The sequence below is a fragment of the Carboxylicivirga agarovorans genome (genome assembly GCF_050589845.1).
Classification (GTDB): Bacteria; Bacteroidota; Bacteroidia; order Bacteroidales; family Marinilabiliaceae; genus Carboxylicivirga; species Carboxylicivirga agarovorans.
The window spans coordinates 21,316-40,581 of record NZ_JBNGPA010000045.1 but is presented as its reverse complement, the minus strand read 5'-3'; the positions used below and the strand labels follow the sequence as shown (position 1 = coordinate 40,581).

Genomic DNA, 19,266 nt, shown 5'->3' with positions numbered 1-19,266 from the left:
CGCATTTAAGAGCCTGAATAAGTTATTGAAAAAAATGATCGTCAAACGGCATAGTCTTTTAAACTCTCAAAACTTAAGCCTAATTTTAACTAATAATGTGGCAGCTTAATAGTTTTTAGACAGACTGCCGTTGCGAGGTATTAAAGCAATAACTAAAATCAGAGTTTAACTACAATTAATCCCTATGAGCAAAGTAAAAAACGTATTAAGTGTTGTATTATTAATGGTTCCAGCCATAATTTATTGTCAAGCACCTAAGTATACACCAAAAGAATTTATCAATGAACTCACAAATACTGATTTATTAGCTAGCAACCTTAGTTTAAATGAAGGCGTAGATTATAGATTCGGTCATGGTAGAATTGAAATTTTTGATGTAGATGACAATAGGACAACGCAAATTAAAATAGAGAGAGATATTCTTGTTTGCACTGTAGGAAACTATAATACAGATATAAAAGATGGTGTATATAAAACATATATATTTCAGAAACCATATAAGAAGCCAATTAAAATTTGGGAACAGACCTATAAAAGTAATAAGCTACATGGAAGATGGGATATCTATAGTTTGACAGGTGAGCTAGTTCGATTCGTTAGTTATAGAAATGATAGTCTATACGGAGTAACCAGAAATTATGAATTTGATGGTGTTACAATTCGTAATGAAACTGAGTACTATGAAAATAATGTAGTTGTTGAAAGGGAGTTTAATCCCAAAGGCATTTTGATTCAAGAAAAACCTTATAAAGGAAATCAGCTTGACGGAAAAGGTACTAGATTTTATGAAAATGGGAAGATAATGGAAAGTGTAGAATTAAAATCAGGGGAGCTAAACGGACTGTACACATATTACTATCCAAATGGTCAGATATGGGTCCAAATTGAATATAAAGATGGAATTCCATGGAATGTACTTGGAAGTTTCTCTCAATCAGGAGAAGAAAAAGAATCTGGTTCATTAAAAGACGGTAATGGAAGTTTAATATACTACAATGGAGACGGTTCACTTAATGAAGTTCACGAGTATAAGAATGGAACTAGAATAAAATAACTCCTCACAACAAACCGCTATAAAGCATAGCAGGGTTAGCAGGGTTTTGGTAATGCAGATTCCCACCTCGATTGTCAGTCCTGCCGGACGGACAATCAGCAACGAAAATCTGCTACAGCGCCATGCGGCCAACAGTTGGGCGAAAATTAAAGAAAACGATGAGAAATATTACATTAATTAGTATTATAATACTTCTAATCTCCTGTCAATCTAATACAAAATCACATAAGGAACAGTCTAAAGTTTTGTTTGATAAGGAAAAAGATTATTGGACAATCATGAAAACTAAATACAATTCAGATAACTTACCAATCCAAGATAATGTCTTAACTCCATATGCAAGGGGAATTTATCTTGACACAATAAAAAGTATAACAAAATATGTTTATGATATCAATAATTGTTTAACTGAGAAAAGAAGTATAAATAAAACATTCAATATAGAAACAACAACGATTTACAAGTATGATAACGCAAATCATTTATCATCTAAAATTAAAATCAAGGATTTAAAAGATACAATGCAAATTGTAGATTATGAGTACTCTGAGGATAATGATTTTAAGATTGTTAAAACAACAAAATTTGAGAAAAGCCCCTTAAAAATAGATAATGAAAATGTCTCTTTTGATACAGTGATATCATTGGAGAAGAATAAATATTCACAAAATTTAATTATTAAATCGTTACAGTATTCAATTGAAAATGAAAAGCAAGAATTAAATAAATCAATAACTTACTTATACAACTATGAAAATAAATTAATTCATCGATTTACAATTGATAATTTAGGAGATACAATAAGGTGGAAAAAAATTGAATACAAAGATGGAAATATCGTTAAAGATGAATTATTTCTTGATCAAGGGAACAAGATTGTATCTACAGTACACAATGATTTAGGTTATATTGAAAAAATAATAAATATCAACAATATTACAGGTGAAAGAGATACATCTTACATGAGTTGTGATGGTAGAGGAAATGTAATAATGCATAAATGGAAACAAAATAACTTTCGCTAACAATATGCATAATTCATAGCTTGCCTCAGGCGGAACGCAAGCCACGCATCATACACTAAACGATGTATCTTAACGAACATTAAATAAATTGTGATACTGAGAAAGGAAATAAAAGACGATAACGAACTCTATTTGTATTTCAATGACAAATTGATTTACAAGAGGTGGTTGAATTATGGATATTCCAAAGTGTTTGACAAAATGGCTTATGGAAAAGATACATTTGTAAGTATCATCGAGGATGAAAACGGAAAGAAAAGGCACCGAAGAAGGATCTTCATAAACGGAGATGTTTGTATAACCAAAGAAGACTTTTGGAACAAATATGTTGCGGATATCGACTCTGAATCTGCAAAATACTTTGGTAAAAACCTTGACGCGTTTAATGATGCGATTACAGCTGGAGGACCTGGTTTTCCGGGAGATTGTATAATTGAAATTATCGGAACTAAAAGACTTGAGAATATATTTGGAAAGGAAGACTTTGAATTCATCATTGGCCTATTAAAAGATGCGGAATTTATTGACTTGATAGTTGAAAAAGAAAATAAAGAATAAAAACGCCATACAACACGCTGAATAGCGCAAAAGGGGTTAGCATCAATTTGAACCAACTCGGCACTGGCAGCCACCGCCAAATCGTTAATTTATGAACAATGTGTTTGTTTTCATAGGTATTCATGATTTCTAATTAGTTCGTAAGTGTTGATATTTAATGGTGCTCATGAACTTTCAATTAGCTTAAAAAAAGAAAAGTTAAAACAAATACAACGCTTTGGCTCAGCTCAACTTGGAACGATTCTAAAGATAATATCCCTCACGACGCCATGCAGTGAGACCGTCAGACTGTCTAAAAACCTGAATTTCTAATTTTAATACTCGGGTAGGTATCTTAAAAAGATTTCAAATATTGAATCCGAATAAGGTTAAAAATAGTTTTTAGACAGACTGCCGTTGGGTTTCATTCGCATGGTGGTAAATCGCCATCCTGCTTAAAGTATTAAAAACATAGACCTGATTATATAATGAATTTGAAAACCAAAATAGGACTTGGATTACTTGGTGCAATATTAGTTGCGTTTTTGTTTTATTATATTGGTTGGAATCTTGCTCCAGGAAGTTATGCAAGAGCAGAAATATATGAATTAGAAATATCTGAGGAAGATTTAGCTAACGTAATTGTAGAATTTAAAAATGAAAACCCAGATTTAGTTTTAAACAATCCGGTTAATATTCCGAATGGACCTAAATATTATTTACAAGATGGAAGGAGAGACAATACCGACCATTGGTACCATATTTATTTTTATTACACAGACAAAGACCAAATTGTAAAAACATGGATTAGACAAAAAACTAATAGTACGACCCAATTTGCATTTGTCTTTTTAAATGATGGATTGACTTTAGGTAAATGGACTGCTGTAAATGAATATTTTTGGTGGTGGAAAAATAGACCTATCAAGACCGAATTTGAAGAACGGATTTTGAAAGGGATTAAGAAAAAGATAAAAGAACGAAAGCCAAACAATAAATAGAGGGCATAGGCTGTCTGCATAAGTCTGGGAGTTTTGCTCTTTGTATAAGTTCGCCGAAGCTTTTGCTTCGGCTAGAGAAAAGAATAAATTAATAACCAAAACAATAGCTTCGGCTTGGTGATATTTTGGAGGTTTGGTTTTGTCAAATCAGCCTACGACCTCTCGTTCAAACCGTTGGACTTAATTAGGCACGTCATACAATAAATAACAGACTAAATGAATAAGAGAATATTATTATTTATAAGTACTTTAACTGTTGCACTAAACTCTTGTGGGCAGAATAATCTAAAATTAGTAGCTAATGCACACAAAGACTCAGTAGTTTTAGGGACAACAGTTAGTATTAACCTAGCACTTGAAGGCATAGATTTGAATTTTGACTTTGAAGATAATTCATCTCAAGACTTTTGGTATTCTGCTTTAGTTAATGAACCTAATGAAAATAAGAGGTTTGATATGCATATGAATGTAACTCCGGAACGATTAGGTGTAAATAAATATGGACCTTATACAATCAGCGTGTTAGGCAAAAAAATTACCTCAAACGAAGTATCCATATATACAATAGGCATTGAACCAGGCGAATTAAAAATCATTTCACCCTCACATGGACTAGTAAATGAGGAGATTGAAATACAAGTAATAAGTTACTCTAAATCCAACAGTGAATTAAAACTTAAGGATAATGAGTTTTTTAAGGTAAGAAGTACGTCTACATCAACAACGATATCAAATGGCAAGTATTCTAAGACCATTAGTCTCAAAGTCATATTAAAAAAGAAAGGAATATTGATACTTAATCGAGATAGCTTCATACAGATTTCAGAAAATCAAAAGGTTCGTCCTGTGCAGATTCAAATCAATAACTAAGCCCAACACACTAATATAAAACAATTGGCGTTCGTGAGCACATGGAAGTTAAGTTGGATAATCTAACACCGCCAAATCACTGATTTGGCTTTAAAAATAAAAAGTAAAAACAAATACAACGCCTTGGCTCAGCTCAACTTGGAAAGAAGTAAGGTTAAAATCCCTTACGCATCATGCAGCGGGACCGTTACCAGCAAGCTAAAAAACGACAATGAGACAAATAGTAATAGCAACAATATATTTCTCCATTTTATGCGGATGTAATATTCCAATCAAAAAAGACACCCCAGTAGAGGTTAAGAACAACATTGAAAAGAAAACAACACTTGAAAATCAAGAAAATGAATCCAGAAAGAATAATTTGACTTACAGAGAAGTAAAAAAGAATTATATAGACTCATTAATGATTGACATTTGTTCAACGCAAGGCATTGAATTTGTTGACTTATACCCAATGTTAGACTCCATTGCTTCAGATAAATATGAAAGTTTAGTTCTTGTCGACTCCTTAAAAATGAAAGGATTTAAAGTTACAAATTGGGGGAGAGGAAACTGGATGGAAGGTCCACGAATTGTGAGTATTACTATGTTGAACGAACAATGCGAATGCAAAATAGATAAATTGTATTACTCGACGGATCAGGTGGGTAAATATAAAGTAACTGAACGAATAAAAGTAAAAATGCCAGCAGGTGATACACTGTCATAGCGCATTTGGGTTACGTGGCACATTGGTAAGTCGTTAGCTCAGGCAATCACCGCCAAATCGCTAATTTGGCTTACAAATAAAAACTTAAAATAATGAAAAAAACTATATTACTGATAGGTTTGATATTGCAAATAATAGTAAATTCCTGTACAATGTTCCAGCCTAGCTATGAGTTTACATATATCTATTCAAGTGACAGTTTAAATGTAATTACTAGGATAGATCATGAGTCAAGTAAAGGTTATGCAGTATATTTTACGCCTGGTAAGTTCTCCGAAAAGAAAATACCTGAAGAGTACATAAAAACACATAATACAGGTTTTTTTGATGGTTTTCACTTGGCCATCAATTGGAAAGGTGACACTTGTACGGTTATTAATCTATCAGGGGGTTATGAAGTAGAAAATTTGAGTGAAAAATTTGTTTACCTGGATGATATAGATAGTATTGAAACAAGTCTTAAAGAGCTGTTGGTAGATACAACAAATTACATTCAAGTTTTCAGTAAAAATCCAATTTTTGAATAGAAAACAATGCCAGTGCCAACAAACCATCATAAAGTAGTCCTGGCTTTGGCAGGCTAGGGGAGTTTAGCTCCCGCGCAAGCTAAAACATAAACAAGAATACGAATATACCACCCGCAAATTAGGCCACTTCATATGGCCGTACTGTTACAAACACATCCAGAAGACTATGAAAATCAGAAAGAAATTATTCAGTTGGTCATTTTTAGACACATTGTTATTCTTTGGAATAACTTATGCTCTCGTGTTAGCCGGGAATTTTATATACACCTCAATCAAAGGTAATCCACATATGTTTCTGGATAATCCAATTTGGATTGGACAAATAGCAATACTATTGGCTACATCTTTAACCTGGAATTTGGTTAATCGAAATGGGTTTCTAATAGTTTCAGAATATAAAGACTCTAATTCTTTGCTTAAAAAAATTGAATTAATATTAAATGAAAAGCATACTAAAATAGACTCTAATCCATCAGGATGTAAATATGTAAAGAAGAATAAACTAGTAAGGTTTCTAGAGTATTTTACAAAAGAATACATTCGAATAGAGATTAAGAATGATGAAGTAATTATATATACCAAGCGTAGATTACTTGAACGAATTGAAATGAAAATCAATTAAATTATTCGTTGAACAAACACCTGTGACCAACATGGCGCAATAGCGCCCTTAGCAGACTCGGTAGTTGGGCATTATTTGCCTGCTAGCCAAGACAATCACATCTCAGTAGGTTCAAAGAAGAAGAGATTGGAATTCTGTCGCTAAAAATTCATAAGAAAATACTCTGCCAATACTAAAAAAAAGTAATTAATAACCAGACAATGAATGAAATAATATGAATGCAAAGCATTGGATTATAATGAGTTTCACTCTGTTAGCCACTATAAACACTTTTGGACAATCAACTAAAGTTGAACTGATTAATCGCCAAACTGTCTATTGGCCAATCGGTCTATAGTCTAACAGTCTATATCAACACCACTGGCGCAGTTTTGCAAACCCTGCTTTTACAGATTTATTACTAATCAACTCATCTCTCACTCGATAGCCTCTTTGTCGAATTGTCGAACCGTCGAGTTGCTAAATTGAGGAATTGTTTGGATTATCCATAGAATTCTGGTTTTATATTCATATTTATTTAAATCTGTGTTTTGCTTATACTTTACTTCTCTTAAACCACCGTTTCTTTGTTTTGACCACGGATTACACGGATTACACAGATTATCTAATCGCGTAGCGATTAGTTGTAATAATAAACAAATGGTGCAGTCAATAATCCTTGTTCCCCGATGACTATCGTGGTTTCGCAACTCCCTCCACGTAATACTCCTTTGTAAAAACCGCTATCTCCCTTACGACCTCATTATCACAATTTCTCCATGTTTTACGGGTGTTGGGTAGAGGTATGGCGGATAGTTGGTTGTCGAGAAAGGCATGGCGGCCAATGCTGCTTACTGAGAGGGGCAGGCTTATGCTTGTAAGGAGGTTATAGGCAAAGGCATAGGCGCCAATGGACTTAACTTTGCGTGGTATATTTACCGTTGTTAACCTGTTGTTGGCAAAGGCCGATGTTTTAATGCTGCGTACCGACCTGGGAATGTTTACCGCTCTTATGTAGTTACTAGCAAAGGCCAGTGCTTCAATGCTTTTGAGCCCTTTGGGCAGTTCTATTGCAGTTAGTGAGTTGATGCTAAAGGCCATCTCGCCAATATCGGTGACCGAGGCCGGAATAACAACCGACTCCAGGTCACTTCTACTAAAGGCATACTTACCTATGGCCCGTACCTTATGGCCTTTGAAGCTGCCGGGTATTACAATGTTTTTTTGCCTGTGGTTGATATAGTTGGTAATTGTACCTGTTGATGTGTCAAACTCAACATCGTTAATGCTTAGCGTGTATTGTGCCTTAAGGGTGCCTGACCCTATGGCTGTTAAGCATAGTAATATGGTAATTAGTTTATTCATTATTTAAGTATTTAGTTTAAACTGACTGGTTTAATCAAAAAGGGGGTAGTTTTGCCCTAACTTACCACTACCCCCCAGACTCCACGATATGAAACACTAAAAATAAATGGAGCTGATAACTCGTATTAATAAAGTTCCTGTGCCGCTACCACACCTGCTTTTGGGTATGATAGCGGAGTTTATCCTTTCTCGTTTAAAGCCTAATTAGTTTTAATCCTTGACACAACGAACAGAGTAGCCGTTCAACTTATAGTTGATGCTGCGGTAAATGCCCGTGTTGAGGTAGTACAGGCTGCGGCGGTAGGCCCTGCTACTACTGCCCTGCGTACTACTCCACCAGTCGCAGTGGCTGCCCTCGTAGTTGAAATTGTAGTACAAACGGCGGTTGCCGCTCGGAAGAGCATTGAAGCCACTGGAACCAAAGCCGGAGTTGGTAGTGAGACTTCCGCTATCCCACAAGCTGGCAGTACCGGCAAGCTGTGAACCCTGATTGGTACCACGCCAATCAGTGCTGTTTGCATCTGAACCCGACATACGCAAATGCATCTCAAGCGTTTGCCACTCAGCATCGGTAGGCACATGCCAACCATCAGGGCAAAGTTTACCAGTATTTACCGTATGCCAGTTGTATAGAGCTCCGTAGTTATTTGCTACAGCAGTACTCCTATCATTATTATACCAGCAATAGGCAGGGGTAGTTCTATTTCCCCAACTACTGTTATCTGTTATCAGAGGTATACTGCTGCCGTCGTTATACTTTGTGGTGCGCAGGTTCTCAGCCATCCACCATTGATCACCTATTTTTATGGTTTTATAAGTATTGCCATCATCATCTGTTATGGTGCCGTCGGTAGCTTCTTCCCACTGTGCGGTAAGGGTAATATCCTTTTTTTCAGATACCGGAAAAACCCTTACAATATTACCATCAGGGTTTTGCCAGCCTTTAAAGTCATAGCCATACCAGGTAGTTACGGCACGGGTTTCTAAGTCTATATCTTCATCCTGCCCGGTATAGGTAATAGATGCTACTTCGCTACCGCCGTTGGCATCAAATGTTATGGTGTAATCTTCTTGCAGTTGCCATGTGGCTGTTAAGGTAATATTACTTTGGGTGTCTGACCCAATGCTGCTCACAGTGCTGCCATCGGGCATTTGCCAGCCTTTAAAGATATGGTTATCCTTGGTAGATGTTACTGATGATAAATCCACATCATTACTTAACAGGTTGTATGTAATATCATCAACACTACTGCCGCCATCTGTATCAAAACTAATGGTGTAATCTATTACATCCCAGTTGATGGTGAGGCTTATTTCATCGGTGGCTGCATTGCTCAGGCACTCGTCATCAGAGGGTGTGTATTCAAATACCAACTGTAAAGACCCCGGCGTGCTTACATGCCCTGCCAGGTCCCGGATATCAAGCATGTAATCGCCCGAGTTATTAAAGGCATCCAAGGGCAAACTGCTAATGTCGTTGTTGCCTGCGCTGCCTGCATCGGTTCCTTCTTTAAATTCCCATGTGCCATCGCCATAGTAGCCCATTAATTCGTACAGGTTGATAAGCGGATAGGTATCGGCACACACATCTATTGTTTTATCATTGAGCTGGTAGTCATCGTATACTAATACATGAAGGTAGCTTTTATCGTTGACCTGCTGTGCACAATGCTCTTCGCTTACCTCAAAACCTATTTTAATATGACTGTCATTGTCATAGTCACTTAAACTAAAAGCTGAAGCATTGGCAATAGCATCACTTTGGCCCACCACATGGTAGCTGTTTTCTGCTATGCTTGCCATGCCGCTTGCCGTAAGGGTTTCAGGATTAATAATTTTGCTTATATCAAGTGTTGTACTACTACAGCTTGTTATGCGAGTATCGTTTATACTCAAATGCTCGGGTGCATTGGTACCTCCATCAGCAATGAGCCATCCTGCGGCTTTTAATTGCTCTTTAGCATCTTTTGCCTTACAATATGTTAAACCATCGGCAGATAATACAATATTAACACTTGAAGAACCATTCTGCACCTGATCATTCATGTTCATTAAAAAATTATCATAGTTTTCGGTACTCATAGCTGTGTAATCCAGCATTTGTAGCATTGCAGCTCCCATGCTATATTTTACAGAGCTTATATCCCATTGGCTCAGGTCGCCGTTAAATGAGCTGGCATAACCAAACATGCCTTGCATTTTAGTAAATTTTTTAGTATTCCAGGAACTCACATCACCATTAAAGCTACTTGCCCCCCAAAACATAAATTCAGGATACATAACATTGCTTACATCCCATTGGTTTAGGTTACTATTAAATGAACTAGCCCCTGAAAACATATAGCTTAACGTTGTTGCCTTTGTAACATTCCACTGGCTTAAATCGCCATTGAATAAGCTGGCGTTACAAAATGCATAACTAAAATCACTAACATTGCTTACATTGGCAACATCGGTAGCATTACATATTAAGTATTTACAGCCATAAAATGCTCTGCCCATACTTACCCACTGAGCATCGCCCCATTGTTCAATGCTTCTTATCTTGTTTTTATCGCCACTATTATTAAACCATATCCTTAGCGTATTAGCAGTTATTTTTACAGTAACGGTAGCATAGCTGGCATCAATACTATTTGATACGAAAGAGCGACTTTGATTTGTTGCTGTTTGCAATGTATTACCATTGGCATCTAAAATTTCAATATCGTAAAAGTTGCTACTTCCAGTTAGAGGTATGGTAATGGTACCCCCGGCTGGTGCCCAGGTGGTAATAAAAGGTTCTTGCGCAAAGGCACTAAGGCTTATCAAAAACAGTAGTGTTATGCTAAGGTAAAGTTTCGTCATTATTAGCTGTTAACTAGGTGATTATACAAGAAAAGAGTTAAGGGTGGCTTTTATTAAGCGGGTGACTGTTACAGAGTAAAAGTCACCCGGTGAGTATTACCACGTCGTGGTAAGCCTGCATACCATGTCGTGGTAAGCATACATACCAAGTCATGGTAAGCATACATACCAAGTCGTGGTATGCCTGTATACCAAGTCGTGGTAATGCTCAATTAAGTAACCGTAAGAGTAAATGCCGAGGTGTGCTCTTTGGGTTCAATGGTAAAATGATTACTGCTTGAGCTTTGTGTGCGCAGGCGCAAATGATAGGTGCCCGCGTCCAGCTCAGGCGATTGCCCAATCAGCTTTTTGCTCGTATTGTTGACCAGCAATTCAACTTTGGTTTCGGTGCCGTCTTGGGCCACAAAAAACAAACCTACCGAAGCGTCATTACCTCCTATTTTCAGGCGTGTTCCTTTTATCTCAAACAAACTTTGCGAAGTTGCAATATCGTTGGTAGTGTTTGTTTTGGCATCGATAAAGTGCCTTATTAGCGGATCGGTGTCAGATGTATCGGTTTTAACCGGCTTAATTTGCTGAATGGCCTCGGTAATTAATACCCCATCGTTAAGGTTGACCTTAATACGATGGCGCTCGGGGTCAAACATGTCATCGTCATCATCAAACACACCCGATATGGAGTAGCCCAGGTTAAACAACGGCAGGTTAATGCCCTCGCCACGGGTGATGCAGCCCTTAACGGTTTGAAAAAAGATGTCGAAAGCGGCTACCAGGTCGGTACGGCTTAGTACATGGCGCCTGTCGAGTATTAGGTCAATAATGCCATCAAGGTCGTGGCTTTTCACAACTTGCACGCGTGCCGAATAGTTATCTTCTTCGGTCAGTTTATTCTCTTTCAAAAAGTAATTCATAGGTATATTGTTACTAGTTATTGTTTGTATTCATTTTATTGTCGACTGACAACTGGGGCAATGGCCCAATCAGGAGGGGCTCTGAGTCGTGTTAACGACCGATAGTATAAGCACAGGAAAGGCCACGCGGCAAAATGAATTACCGGTGGCCTTTGGCTACATCTAAACTTAAACTTTATATATTTACTCTTATTTAAAAGCGGGTGGGTGGGCTTAGGCTGTGTGTGTGTGTGTGTGTGTGTGTGTGTGTTTAAAATAATTTGTCACACTTCCAATAGGTTTTAATTGGCTTGCTAAATAAATTATATGTTGTGCATTTGTTTTCAATAGCATCTGTTTTACACGGACTGTTGTTTAAAAAGTCACTGTTGCAAAATTAGATACTCGAAATGGTTCGCGAGGTAGTAGTTTTCCCCATATTGTATGGGGAAAATTAGTATTTTTCACCTATGTTAAATAGAAGCCTTGTGTAATTCTATGCTTTATTTGGTGCGGGTTAGAGGGGTATTTATGGAGTATTTGTTTTATTTGTCGAGTTGAGGAATTGCTAAATTGAGGAATTGTTGAGTTATGCTTAAAGGAGGGTGTACAAAAACATTAACATTTCTCGCCAAATGCGCAAAGTAATGCAATCGCAAAGAACGCAATGTTTTGAAAAGTAATATTTTACACTTTGCGGCCTTTGCGAGATTCTTAGCGTTCTTAGCGTGAAACTTTATTTTCGGACATCCTCTGGTAACACTATGATGAGTTAAACCGATAAACTTTTAAACTAATAAACAGTCGCATGATCTAATGGTCTTTTAGTGCTTGGTACTCCCTAAATAGTGTACCGCTCATTACTCACCGCTCACCTCTTTGTCGAGTTGTCGAATTGCTAAATTGAAGAATTGTTGAGTTTTGCTTAAAGGAGGGTGTACAAAAACATTAACATTTCTCGCCAAATGCGCAAAGTAAAACATCGCAAAGAACGCAAAGTTTTGAAAAGTAATATTTTACACTTTGCGGCCTTTGCGAGATTCTTAGCGTTCTTAGCGTGAAACTTTATTTTCGGACATCCTCTGGTAACACTATGATGAGTTAAACAGATAAACTTTTAAACTAATAAACAATTGCATGATCTAATGGTCTTTTAGTGCTTGGTACTCCGTGATAGTGCACCGCTCATTACTCACCGCTCACCTCTTTGTCGAGTTGCCAAATTGTCGAATTGTCGAGGTACTAAATTGGGGAATTGTTGAGTTATGCTTAAAGACCTTAAGTTTTTGAAAACCTTAATTCAGCGAGTGGAATGGCAGGATATTTTTGAAGGAGAATCAATCATTATCGATGATTATGGAACTGAATACGAATGGGATTCTTCTAAAAAGGACGAAATTGGAACTGTTCACGCTTATACACTAATTCCAACTTCCAGAGTTTCTGAATTAATCACTGAATGCCTTAAAAGGGTGGGAGCTGCCCAAAATATTCGTGAATTTAATTTTTAGAGTATCAATCCTCCTTACTAAACTTTTAAAACAATCCTGTGTTAGTTTTTTGTAGCAGGCGGTCATTTGTCCCTTGCATATAGATACCTGGTATACCTGATCTTTTATCCCTGATTCTTACTGGATCATATTTGTACACCATAAACTGAGAAAGATGGAAAAAGAGTATTCCAATGGCGAGTTAACAATAGTTTGGCAACCTGACAAGTGCACCCATTCGGGTGTTTGTGTTAAGTCATTACCCGAAGTTTATAATCCCAAAGAAAAGCCCTGGATAAAACAACATAACGCCAAAACAGAGCAGTTGGTCAGGCAGATCGACGCCTGTCCGTCACGCGCTTTAAGCTATTACTTCAACAAGGATGAAAAGTCTGGTGTTTTTAGTGAGAATGAAGAGAAAAAGAGGTACGAATTGCAGCTTGAAGGAAAAACGGCCTTTATTGAATACATAAAGGCAAAGGGTACCATCTATTTAACCCACACAGAAGTGCCAGCAGAACTGGAAGGAAAAGGAGTTGGATCGCGTATGTTGCTGCAGGCTCTGGTCGATATCAAACAAAAGGATTTGACTTTAGTGCCCTTATGTCCCTTTGTAGCGGGCTACCTTAAGAAGCACCCCGCCTGGAAAGAATTAGTATTGAAAGGAATAAATATAGCTTAGTATGACACCGGTAAAACTTCCTCAGCTTCCATATGCATCATGGACCGATTCAAGGACCTATCTTCACCTGGTTCTTCAAATAATCGGTAAAACCCGTTTGGGCTTAACCTCACGCAAGAATCACTGGTGGTTTATTACACTGTATGTATCGTCCCGCGGTTTTAGTACTTATACCATTCCGGTCAACGAAGGCACATGCAGCCTTGAGATCGAATTAGATATCATAAACAAGGCTGTTGTGATCAATCACAGTGAAAGAAAAAGGGTAGAGGTCAGTCTGCAAAACGGATTGTCGATAGCACAATTTTACGGGCAATACATGGAACAGCTTTCGAAATTGGGATTATCTCCAAAGTTTGTGGAAAAGCCCTATGACATGGGAATTGACCAGCCCTTTAAGAATCTTGTGCATTACAATACATTTGAATGGGATGATATAGAACGATTTTGGAAATTGATGCAATGGAATAATTCCATATTCCAGGAGTTTAGCGGGCGATTCTACGGTAAAACATGCCCGGTACAGATCTACTGGCATCACATGGATCTGGCGGTTACGCGCTTCTCAGGTAAAAAGCTGGAGCCAATGGATAAATCAGTTCGTATCTCTGACCGCGATGCTTATTCGCATGAACAGATAAGTTTTGGCTTCTGGGCCGGGGATGAAACAGTACAGGAGCCAGCTTATTATTCCTACACGTATCCGTCTCCCGATGGTATTGACAAGCAAACACTAATGCCGTCGTCAGCCAACTGGGTTGACAGTAATGGCAGTCCCATGGCATTTCTCAGGTATGAAGATGTCAGAAACGCTCAGGACCCTAGACAGGATGTGCTCGATTTTTTGGAGAGTGCATACAATGCAGGAGCTTCTTTAGCAGGGTGGGATGTAGAGGTACTTAAAACACCAGCATTAAAAGATGTGTGATCGGCAGTTTATTATTACCGCGGAATCATTATGAATAGCGTATTCTTAATGATTTCAGCACAAATCCAACAATCTAAAGGATTACTTCCATCGGTATTGTTTCACAGCTTTAAAAGCTAAGCACTGATTGCACGGATCTGGCTATTACTTGCTCTGCTAAACTCAGTAATAGCCTGTTTTTCACCACTCAAAACGATAGTTTTGACAGACCTCCGGTAGCTATCAGGGGATTCTTTCTTTTGCAGCAATACCAATTATTGCCATAAGTGAGGGCAGAGTCAAGCTTGCTTGAACTATGCCGGGCAGAACAATAATCTCTAAGAAAAAGGATACCTGCCTGGTAAGGCAAACTCAATCAATATCATTGTTGATTAGTTAACCCCTTAGAGACAAGCTTTGGCTTAATCCTGTCCACCAGGCTTTTACAGATGTATTTTCCCTCTTTCTTATACACATGGATTTTGCAATAGTTTTTATTCTAATTGGATTATATAAATTTAATCGCTTACTTTGAAATGCAAAGTACTTTACAAACTAACAATTAGAGCAAGAAATTATGAGAACAATTAGATCATCCGCTATTATGAGGTCAATAGTGATAAGCATTAAAGAATATCTTATGCTTAAAGGCATACCAGGAGTTTCTAATGAAAATATCATGACAAGCGTATGCATACCAGGTTCATTTGGCTATTTCCATTGTTTCAGCAATTCAATCGGTAAGTAGCTCTTCGCTAAAACTATTTTTTTTAATCATCTACTTTGAAATACAGAGTACTTTTAATATATGAAATATGAAAACTGTACTGACAAACACTCAAATCTTCGGGCTGATTCTATTACCTGTTTCCATGGTAATATATCACTATGTTCCCCAATCAAATGGCAATCTTGAAGGAGCATCATTGCTTATTTTTGCCATAGCTATAATTTACTTTTTTCTATCATTTGCCGATCGACCGAAGAAAACAAACTTCTTCATGTTTGTAAGACCCCGACTCAATTGGCATATATTACTTTCTCTTTTGCTGGTAAGCTGCTTTACCTTAAACAAAGACATGCATGTTTTTGCACTAACACCATTATGGGTAAAGGTGTTGCTGGTTGCTACACTCACCTCCTTTATTCTGATAGCTATGGAAAACTTAATACCTGAATGGCTGAAAAAAACAAGTTCTTTCGTATTTGGTATTGGAATTCTTTTGTTTATATATTACACAGTTGTTCTAGTGCCACTCATTCCCATAGCAATAATTGGAGTCATTCTGCTTGGTATCTCCATTCACCTGCTTGTTCCTCTTATGTTGCTGATTGTATCCATTGTGTCTGTTTTCAACAGGAAGTGCAAAAATGCAAAGTTGCCATTTATCTTATCTGGTTTTGTTACAGGATTCATATGTGTCTTAATTTATACAGGTCTCTTTATGAATCATTCGAATGCCATAAAGAATGTGCAAAGAGACCTGGTACTAAATGATGATAATAATTTACCCGAATGGGTTTCATACGCGCAAAAATGCACATCAGAATTCTGGACGAAGCGAGTGATTGGTCGTGGTCTGCTCTATGAGGAAATTTCAGGAGATTGGTGGGGCTTCGGTTTTGATAGAGGTTCTTATTCCGAGATCAGAGAGCATGATCCACTGGTAGCTGCTGCAGCCTTGTTTTGCGAACCCTTACCACTAACTAACGAGGAGCAGGTTAATATTTTATCTGCCAGTGCGGGTACACGGCACTATGCCTATGAAAAATTATGGTCTGGCAGGAACTTGCATGTTAGTAAGGAATTAATGGATGTGCGTATTTATCCTGACTTCCGGATGGCTTATTTTGAAAAGACGTTCTGGATCACCAATACTCATCATTGGGAAAGAAGTCAGCAGGAAGCATTATTTACCTTTTACCTGCCCGAAGGAGCTGTTGCCTCGTCGTTATCATTATGGATAGATGGGAAAGAAGAAAAGTCAAGACTTACCACCCGTAAAAAAGCGACCAATGCCTATAAAACAATAGTCGGAAGGGAGCGAAGGGATCCTGTCGTATTGCACTGGCAGGAGGGAAATCGTTTAAGTGCAACCATATTTCCCTGCACTCCCCAGGAGCCACGGCGTGTAAAAATAGGCCTTACAGTTCCTTTAATGCAAAGTGATGATCGATTGAGCTTTTCTAATATGAAGGTACTAGGGCCTGACAATAGTAAAGCTGATGAAATCATCCATGTAAAAGTAATTGGAGAGCTTGAAGATATTGAAATGCCTCATTATTTTGATGAAGAAAAACCAGGTCAGTTTATCTATTCAGGCATGCCTGTAGATGAATGGGCCTGCTCTTTTCCAGTTAAACAGCTATCTGATAGTCAATTTACGTTCAATAATAAGGCATGGCAACTTCGCCCATTGAAGTATAAAGGTGGTTTGAAACCAGAAGCCATCTATCTTGATATCAATAACTCGTGGCATAAAAACGAGGTTAAGGAAATTCTGCAGCAAGCAGGTAACACCCCTGTTTATTTCTATGATGGTAAAATGATACTATTGAGTAAAAGCAATATGAATGATGTACTCGGGGCGCAGATGAAAAGATCATTCTCCATTTTTCCGGTCTTTCACATAGCGAATCCATCTACTGCATTACTGATCACTAAAGGCTACCAGAACTCACCAATACCATCGGAGCTTAAAGGATCTGAATTTCACAATCAATTGCTTAATTATATGTCAGGATATAACAAGCCAATCGCGACTCTTGTTATTGATCGTCAAAAATCACCGTACATTACTGCTCTTGAACAATATAAGATCGTTGAATGTAACAGCTTCAGCTTAGAGCAGGTTAAGAGCTTGAATATCGAATCCTGGTATAATAATCCGCTGTATCATAAGGAAGGTGTGAATATACCCGTCTCAGGGATGTCAATCGTTCAGGTGGATGTCAATAACGATAAAGAACAGCAATCAGTATCAGCTCCTTCCCATCTTTTACGTCTCTATAACTATCATACACTGATGCAGGAAGCAGGTCACCTCTTTCTTCAGCAGGATGCTGAAATTCCGGAAACGGTTTATTCATTATGTAATGAGGCCTTCATTGTAAGCCCTGTATCCAGTTTAATAGTTCTCGAGACTCAAAAGGATTATGAACGTTTTGGCATAAATGAAAATGAGAATAGTCTTCGAAATGCCAACTTAAATGATTCCGGGGCCGTTCCGGAACCCGGTGAATGGGCGCTTATCATTATTCTCGGTATTGTTATTTGCACAGTTTACATCAAATACAGATAGTAGGTAACAGCCACCCTTTTTTAAACTTTTTTCAATTGAAAAATATACGATCGATGATGAGCATGAAGTCTTTACGGTGTTTGGTAGATAAGGAACTGTTTTTCAGCAACAAAATGCAGAACTTTTTTGCCTGGCTGACCAAAGATAATCAATGGCTTGGTTTTGCCGCAGCTTTGATAACATTCATACTGGCCATTTCCAAATTCAACACTTTTGGAGGATTACGCTTTGAGCAAAGCTTGTTTTTATTAGTTCTGCCTTTTACATTAACAAAAGGTGGCAGATGGTATAATCCATTATTATTCGCCCTGATTTCTGCCATTTTTATAATCACGTTCTATCTTACTAATGTATTCAGCTTGCTTTATTTTGGTGTTTGCAACGCCGTTCTTGCTTGCTTGTCATTTACCCATTATCGTCCAGGATTATTATCCCTGGGCCTAGGATTAATAACCACCCCTGCCATAAAATATCTGCTGAGTGTATTTAGTTTTCCCCTGCGTTTGGAGTTAACCAGGCTTGCAGGTTACCTATTATCCCAATTTATGCAGGACATAAGTGTAGTTGGGAACTGTATCACTGTTAAAGATGTGGCTTTTACTGTGGCACCGGAGTGCCTGGGATTGAATATGATCAGTTCGGCTTTGGTCTTCGCTGTATTTGTTTTAGCTTTTTTTGCTAAAAGATATAAGAAGCGTCCGGGCACTCCGTTTATTCTTTGTTTTATGTTGATCACTTTGCTATTTGTGATATTGACAAACCTGAACCGTATCATACTGACTGTCGTTTTACAGGTAATGCCAGGTAATACATTACATGAACTTATTGGAGTTTTGCTTTTTGCACTGAATTGTTGCATTCCATTGTTTATAATAGGATCATATAGCCAGGGCCTGTACTCTCTTCAAAACACAACTAAGGATTCAATTCACAAAAAGTACATGGTCGTTATCGTTCTTTTACCTCTTCTGGTAACAGGCAGCTATGCTGTTCAGACAAACGTACTGCATTCAACATTTGATTCTGGCTCTATATCCATCGAGGGCTTCAACAAAAGTGAAAGCAAAGATGGAGTGCAGAAGTTTATCAATTCCTCAGCCTTGATCTATGTTAAACCTCCTGCATTTATGTTAGGGTCTGACCATAATCCATTTATTTGTTGGCGTGGCAGTGGATATGAAATAAAGAATGAATCAATCAGGGTTTTGGGAGCTCATTCTGTATATACATTTGAGTTGCACAAACAAGATACGGCTCCTTTGTATTCGTGCTGGTGGTATAGCAATGGAACAACGCATTCCATCAGTCAGCTGGAGTGGCGAATCGCTACATTGAAAGGTGAAAAACCATTCTGCCTTATCAATGTAACAACAAATAACAAAGATGAAACTTCTGCTACGGCGTTACGATTGATTGGAAATGGTATATTTGATTAAGGTGATTGAAAGTTAATTACTCA

16 protein-coding genes are annotated in these 19,266 nt (G+C 37.7%); 13 read left to right on the top strand and 3 right to left on the bottom strand.

Going from position 1 to position 19,266, the window contains the following annotated elements; genetic code table 11:
• The first annotated feature begins 184 nt into the window (after positions 1 to 184).
• The 8 genes from ACRD69_RS23280 (at position 185) to ACRD69_RS23245 (ending at position 6,345) form a co-directional block, all read left to right on the top strand.
• Positions 185 to 1,054 (top strand): toxin-antitoxin system YwqK family antitoxin, encoded by an 870-nt coding sequence (locus ACRD69_RS23280; protein ID WP_430817557.1) that lies wholly within the window; start codon positions 185 to 187, stop codon positions 1,052 to 1,054.
• Positions 1,055 to 1,212: 158 nt separating this feature from the next.
• Complete coding sequence (locus ACRD69_RS23275) at positions 1,213 to 2,079, top strand: hypothetical protein (RefSeq protein WP_430817556.1); 867 nt, start codon at positions 1,213 to 1,215, stop codon at positions 2,077 to 2,079.
• Between the two features lie 90 nt (positions 2,080 to 2,169).
• Entirely contained in the window at positions 2,170 to 2,637 is a 468-nt protein-coding gene (locus ACRD69_RS23270) for a barstar family protein (protein ID WP_430817555.1), read from the top strand.
• Positions 2,638 to 3,104: 467 nt separating this feature from the next.
• Positions 3,105 to 3,617 (top strand): hypothetical protein, encoded by a 513-nt coding sequence (locus tag ACRD69_RS23265; protein ID WP_430817554.1) that lies wholly within the window; start codon positions 3,105 to 3,107, stop codon positions 3,615 to 3,617.
• 216 nt (positions 3,618 to 3,833) lie between these two features.
• Positions 3,834 to 4,487, top strand: a complete 654-nt coding sequence (locus ACRD69_RS23260; RefSeq protein ID WP_430817553.1) for a hypothetical protein — start codon at positions 3,834 to 3,836, stop codon at positions 4,485 to 4,487.
• A 211-nt stretch (positions 4,488 to 4,698) separates the two neighbouring features.
• Entirely contained in the window at positions 4,699 to 5,196 is a 498-nt protein-coding gene (locus tag ACRD69_RS23255) for a hypothetical protein (protein WP_430817552.1), read from the top strand.
• A gap of 92 nt (positions 5,197 to 5,288) precedes the next feature.
• A complete protein-coding gene (locus tag ACRD69_RS23250; protein ID WP_430817551.1) occupies positions 5,289 to 5,723 on the top strand; it encodes a hypothetical protein in 435 nt (144 codons plus the stop codon).
• 166 nt (positions 5,724 to 5,889) lie between these two features.
• Positions 5,890 to 6,345 carry a hypothetical protein gene (locus ACRD69_RS23245; RefSeq protein WP_430817550.1) on the top strand — a complete coding sequence of 152 codons (456 nt, stop codon included), beginning with the start codon at positions 5,890 to 5,892 and terminating at the stop codon, positions 6,343 to 6,345.
• A 672-nt stretch (positions 6,346 to 7,017) separates the two neighbouring features.
• On the opposite strand, the gene ACRD69_RS23240 is transcribed toward ACRD69_RS23245, so the two are convergent.
• The 3 genes from ACRD69_RS23240 to ACRD69_RS23230 form a co-directional block, all read right to left on the bottom strand.
• Positions 7,018 to 7,689, bottom strand: coding sequence for a leucine-rich repeat domain-containing protein (locus ACRD69_RS23240; RefSeq protein WP_430817549.1), 672 nt, complete (start codon positions 7,687 to 7,689; stop codon positions 7,018 to 7,020).
• 210 nt (positions 7,690 to 7,899) lie between these two features.
• The gene (locus ACRD69_RS23235) at positions 7,900 to 10,536 is read right to left on the bottom strand and encodes a BspA family leucine-rich repeat surface protein (protein ID WP_430817548.1); all 2,637 of its coding nucleotides are present in this window, start codon (positions 10,534 to 10,536) and stop codon (positions 7,900 to 7,902) included.
• 212 nt (positions 10,537 to 10,748) lie between these two features.
• A complete protein-coding gene (locus ACRD69_RS23230) occupies positions 10,749 to 11,447 on the bottom strand; it encodes a DNA-binding domain-containing protein (protein ID WP_430817547.1) in 699 nt (232 codons plus the stop codon).
• 1,265 nt (positions 11,448 to 12,712) lie between these two features.
• Between ACRD69_RS23230 and ACRD69_RS23225 the strand changes: the two genes are divergently transcribed.
• The 5 genes from ACRD69_RS23225 (at position 12,713) to xrtN (ending at position 19,243) form a co-directional block, all read left to right on the top strand.
• Positions 12,713 to 12,937 (top strand): hypothetical protein, encoded by a 225-nt coding sequence (locus ACRD69_RS23225; RefSeq protein WP_430817546.1) that lies wholly within the window; start codon positions 12,713 to 12,715, stop codon positions 12,935 to 12,937.
• 154 nt (positions 12,938 to 13,091) lie between these two features.
• The gene (locus ACRD69_RS23220; RefSeq protein ID WP_430817545.1) at positions 13,092 to 13,598 is read left to right on the top strand and encodes an N-acetyltransferase; all 507 of its coding nucleotides are present in this window, start codon (positions 13,092 to 13,094) and stop codon (positions 13,596 to 13,598) included.
• 1 nt (position 13,599) lies between these two features.
• Positions 13,600 to 14,526 carry a DUF5996 family protein gene (locus tag ACRD69_RS23215; protein WP_430817544.1) on the top strand — a complete coding sequence of 309 codons (927 nt, stop codon included), beginning with the start codon at positions 13,600 to 13,602 and terminating at the stop codon, positions 14,524 to 14,526.
• A 794-nt stretch (positions 14,527 to 15,320) separates the two neighbouring features.
• Complete coding sequence (locus ACRD69_RS23210) at positions 15,321 to 17,807, top strand: XrtN system VIT domain-containing protein (RefSeq protein ID WP_430817543.1); 2,487 nt, start codon at positions 15,321 to 15,323, stop codon at positions 17,805 to 17,807.
• Positions 17,808 to 17,842: 35 nt separating this feature from the next.
• Entirely contained in the window at positions 17,843 to 19,243 is a 1,401-nt protein-coding gene (gene xrtN / locus ACRD69_RS23205; protein ID WP_430817542.1) for an exosortase N, read from the top strand.
• Positions 19,244 to 19,266 lie beyond the last annotated feature (23 nt).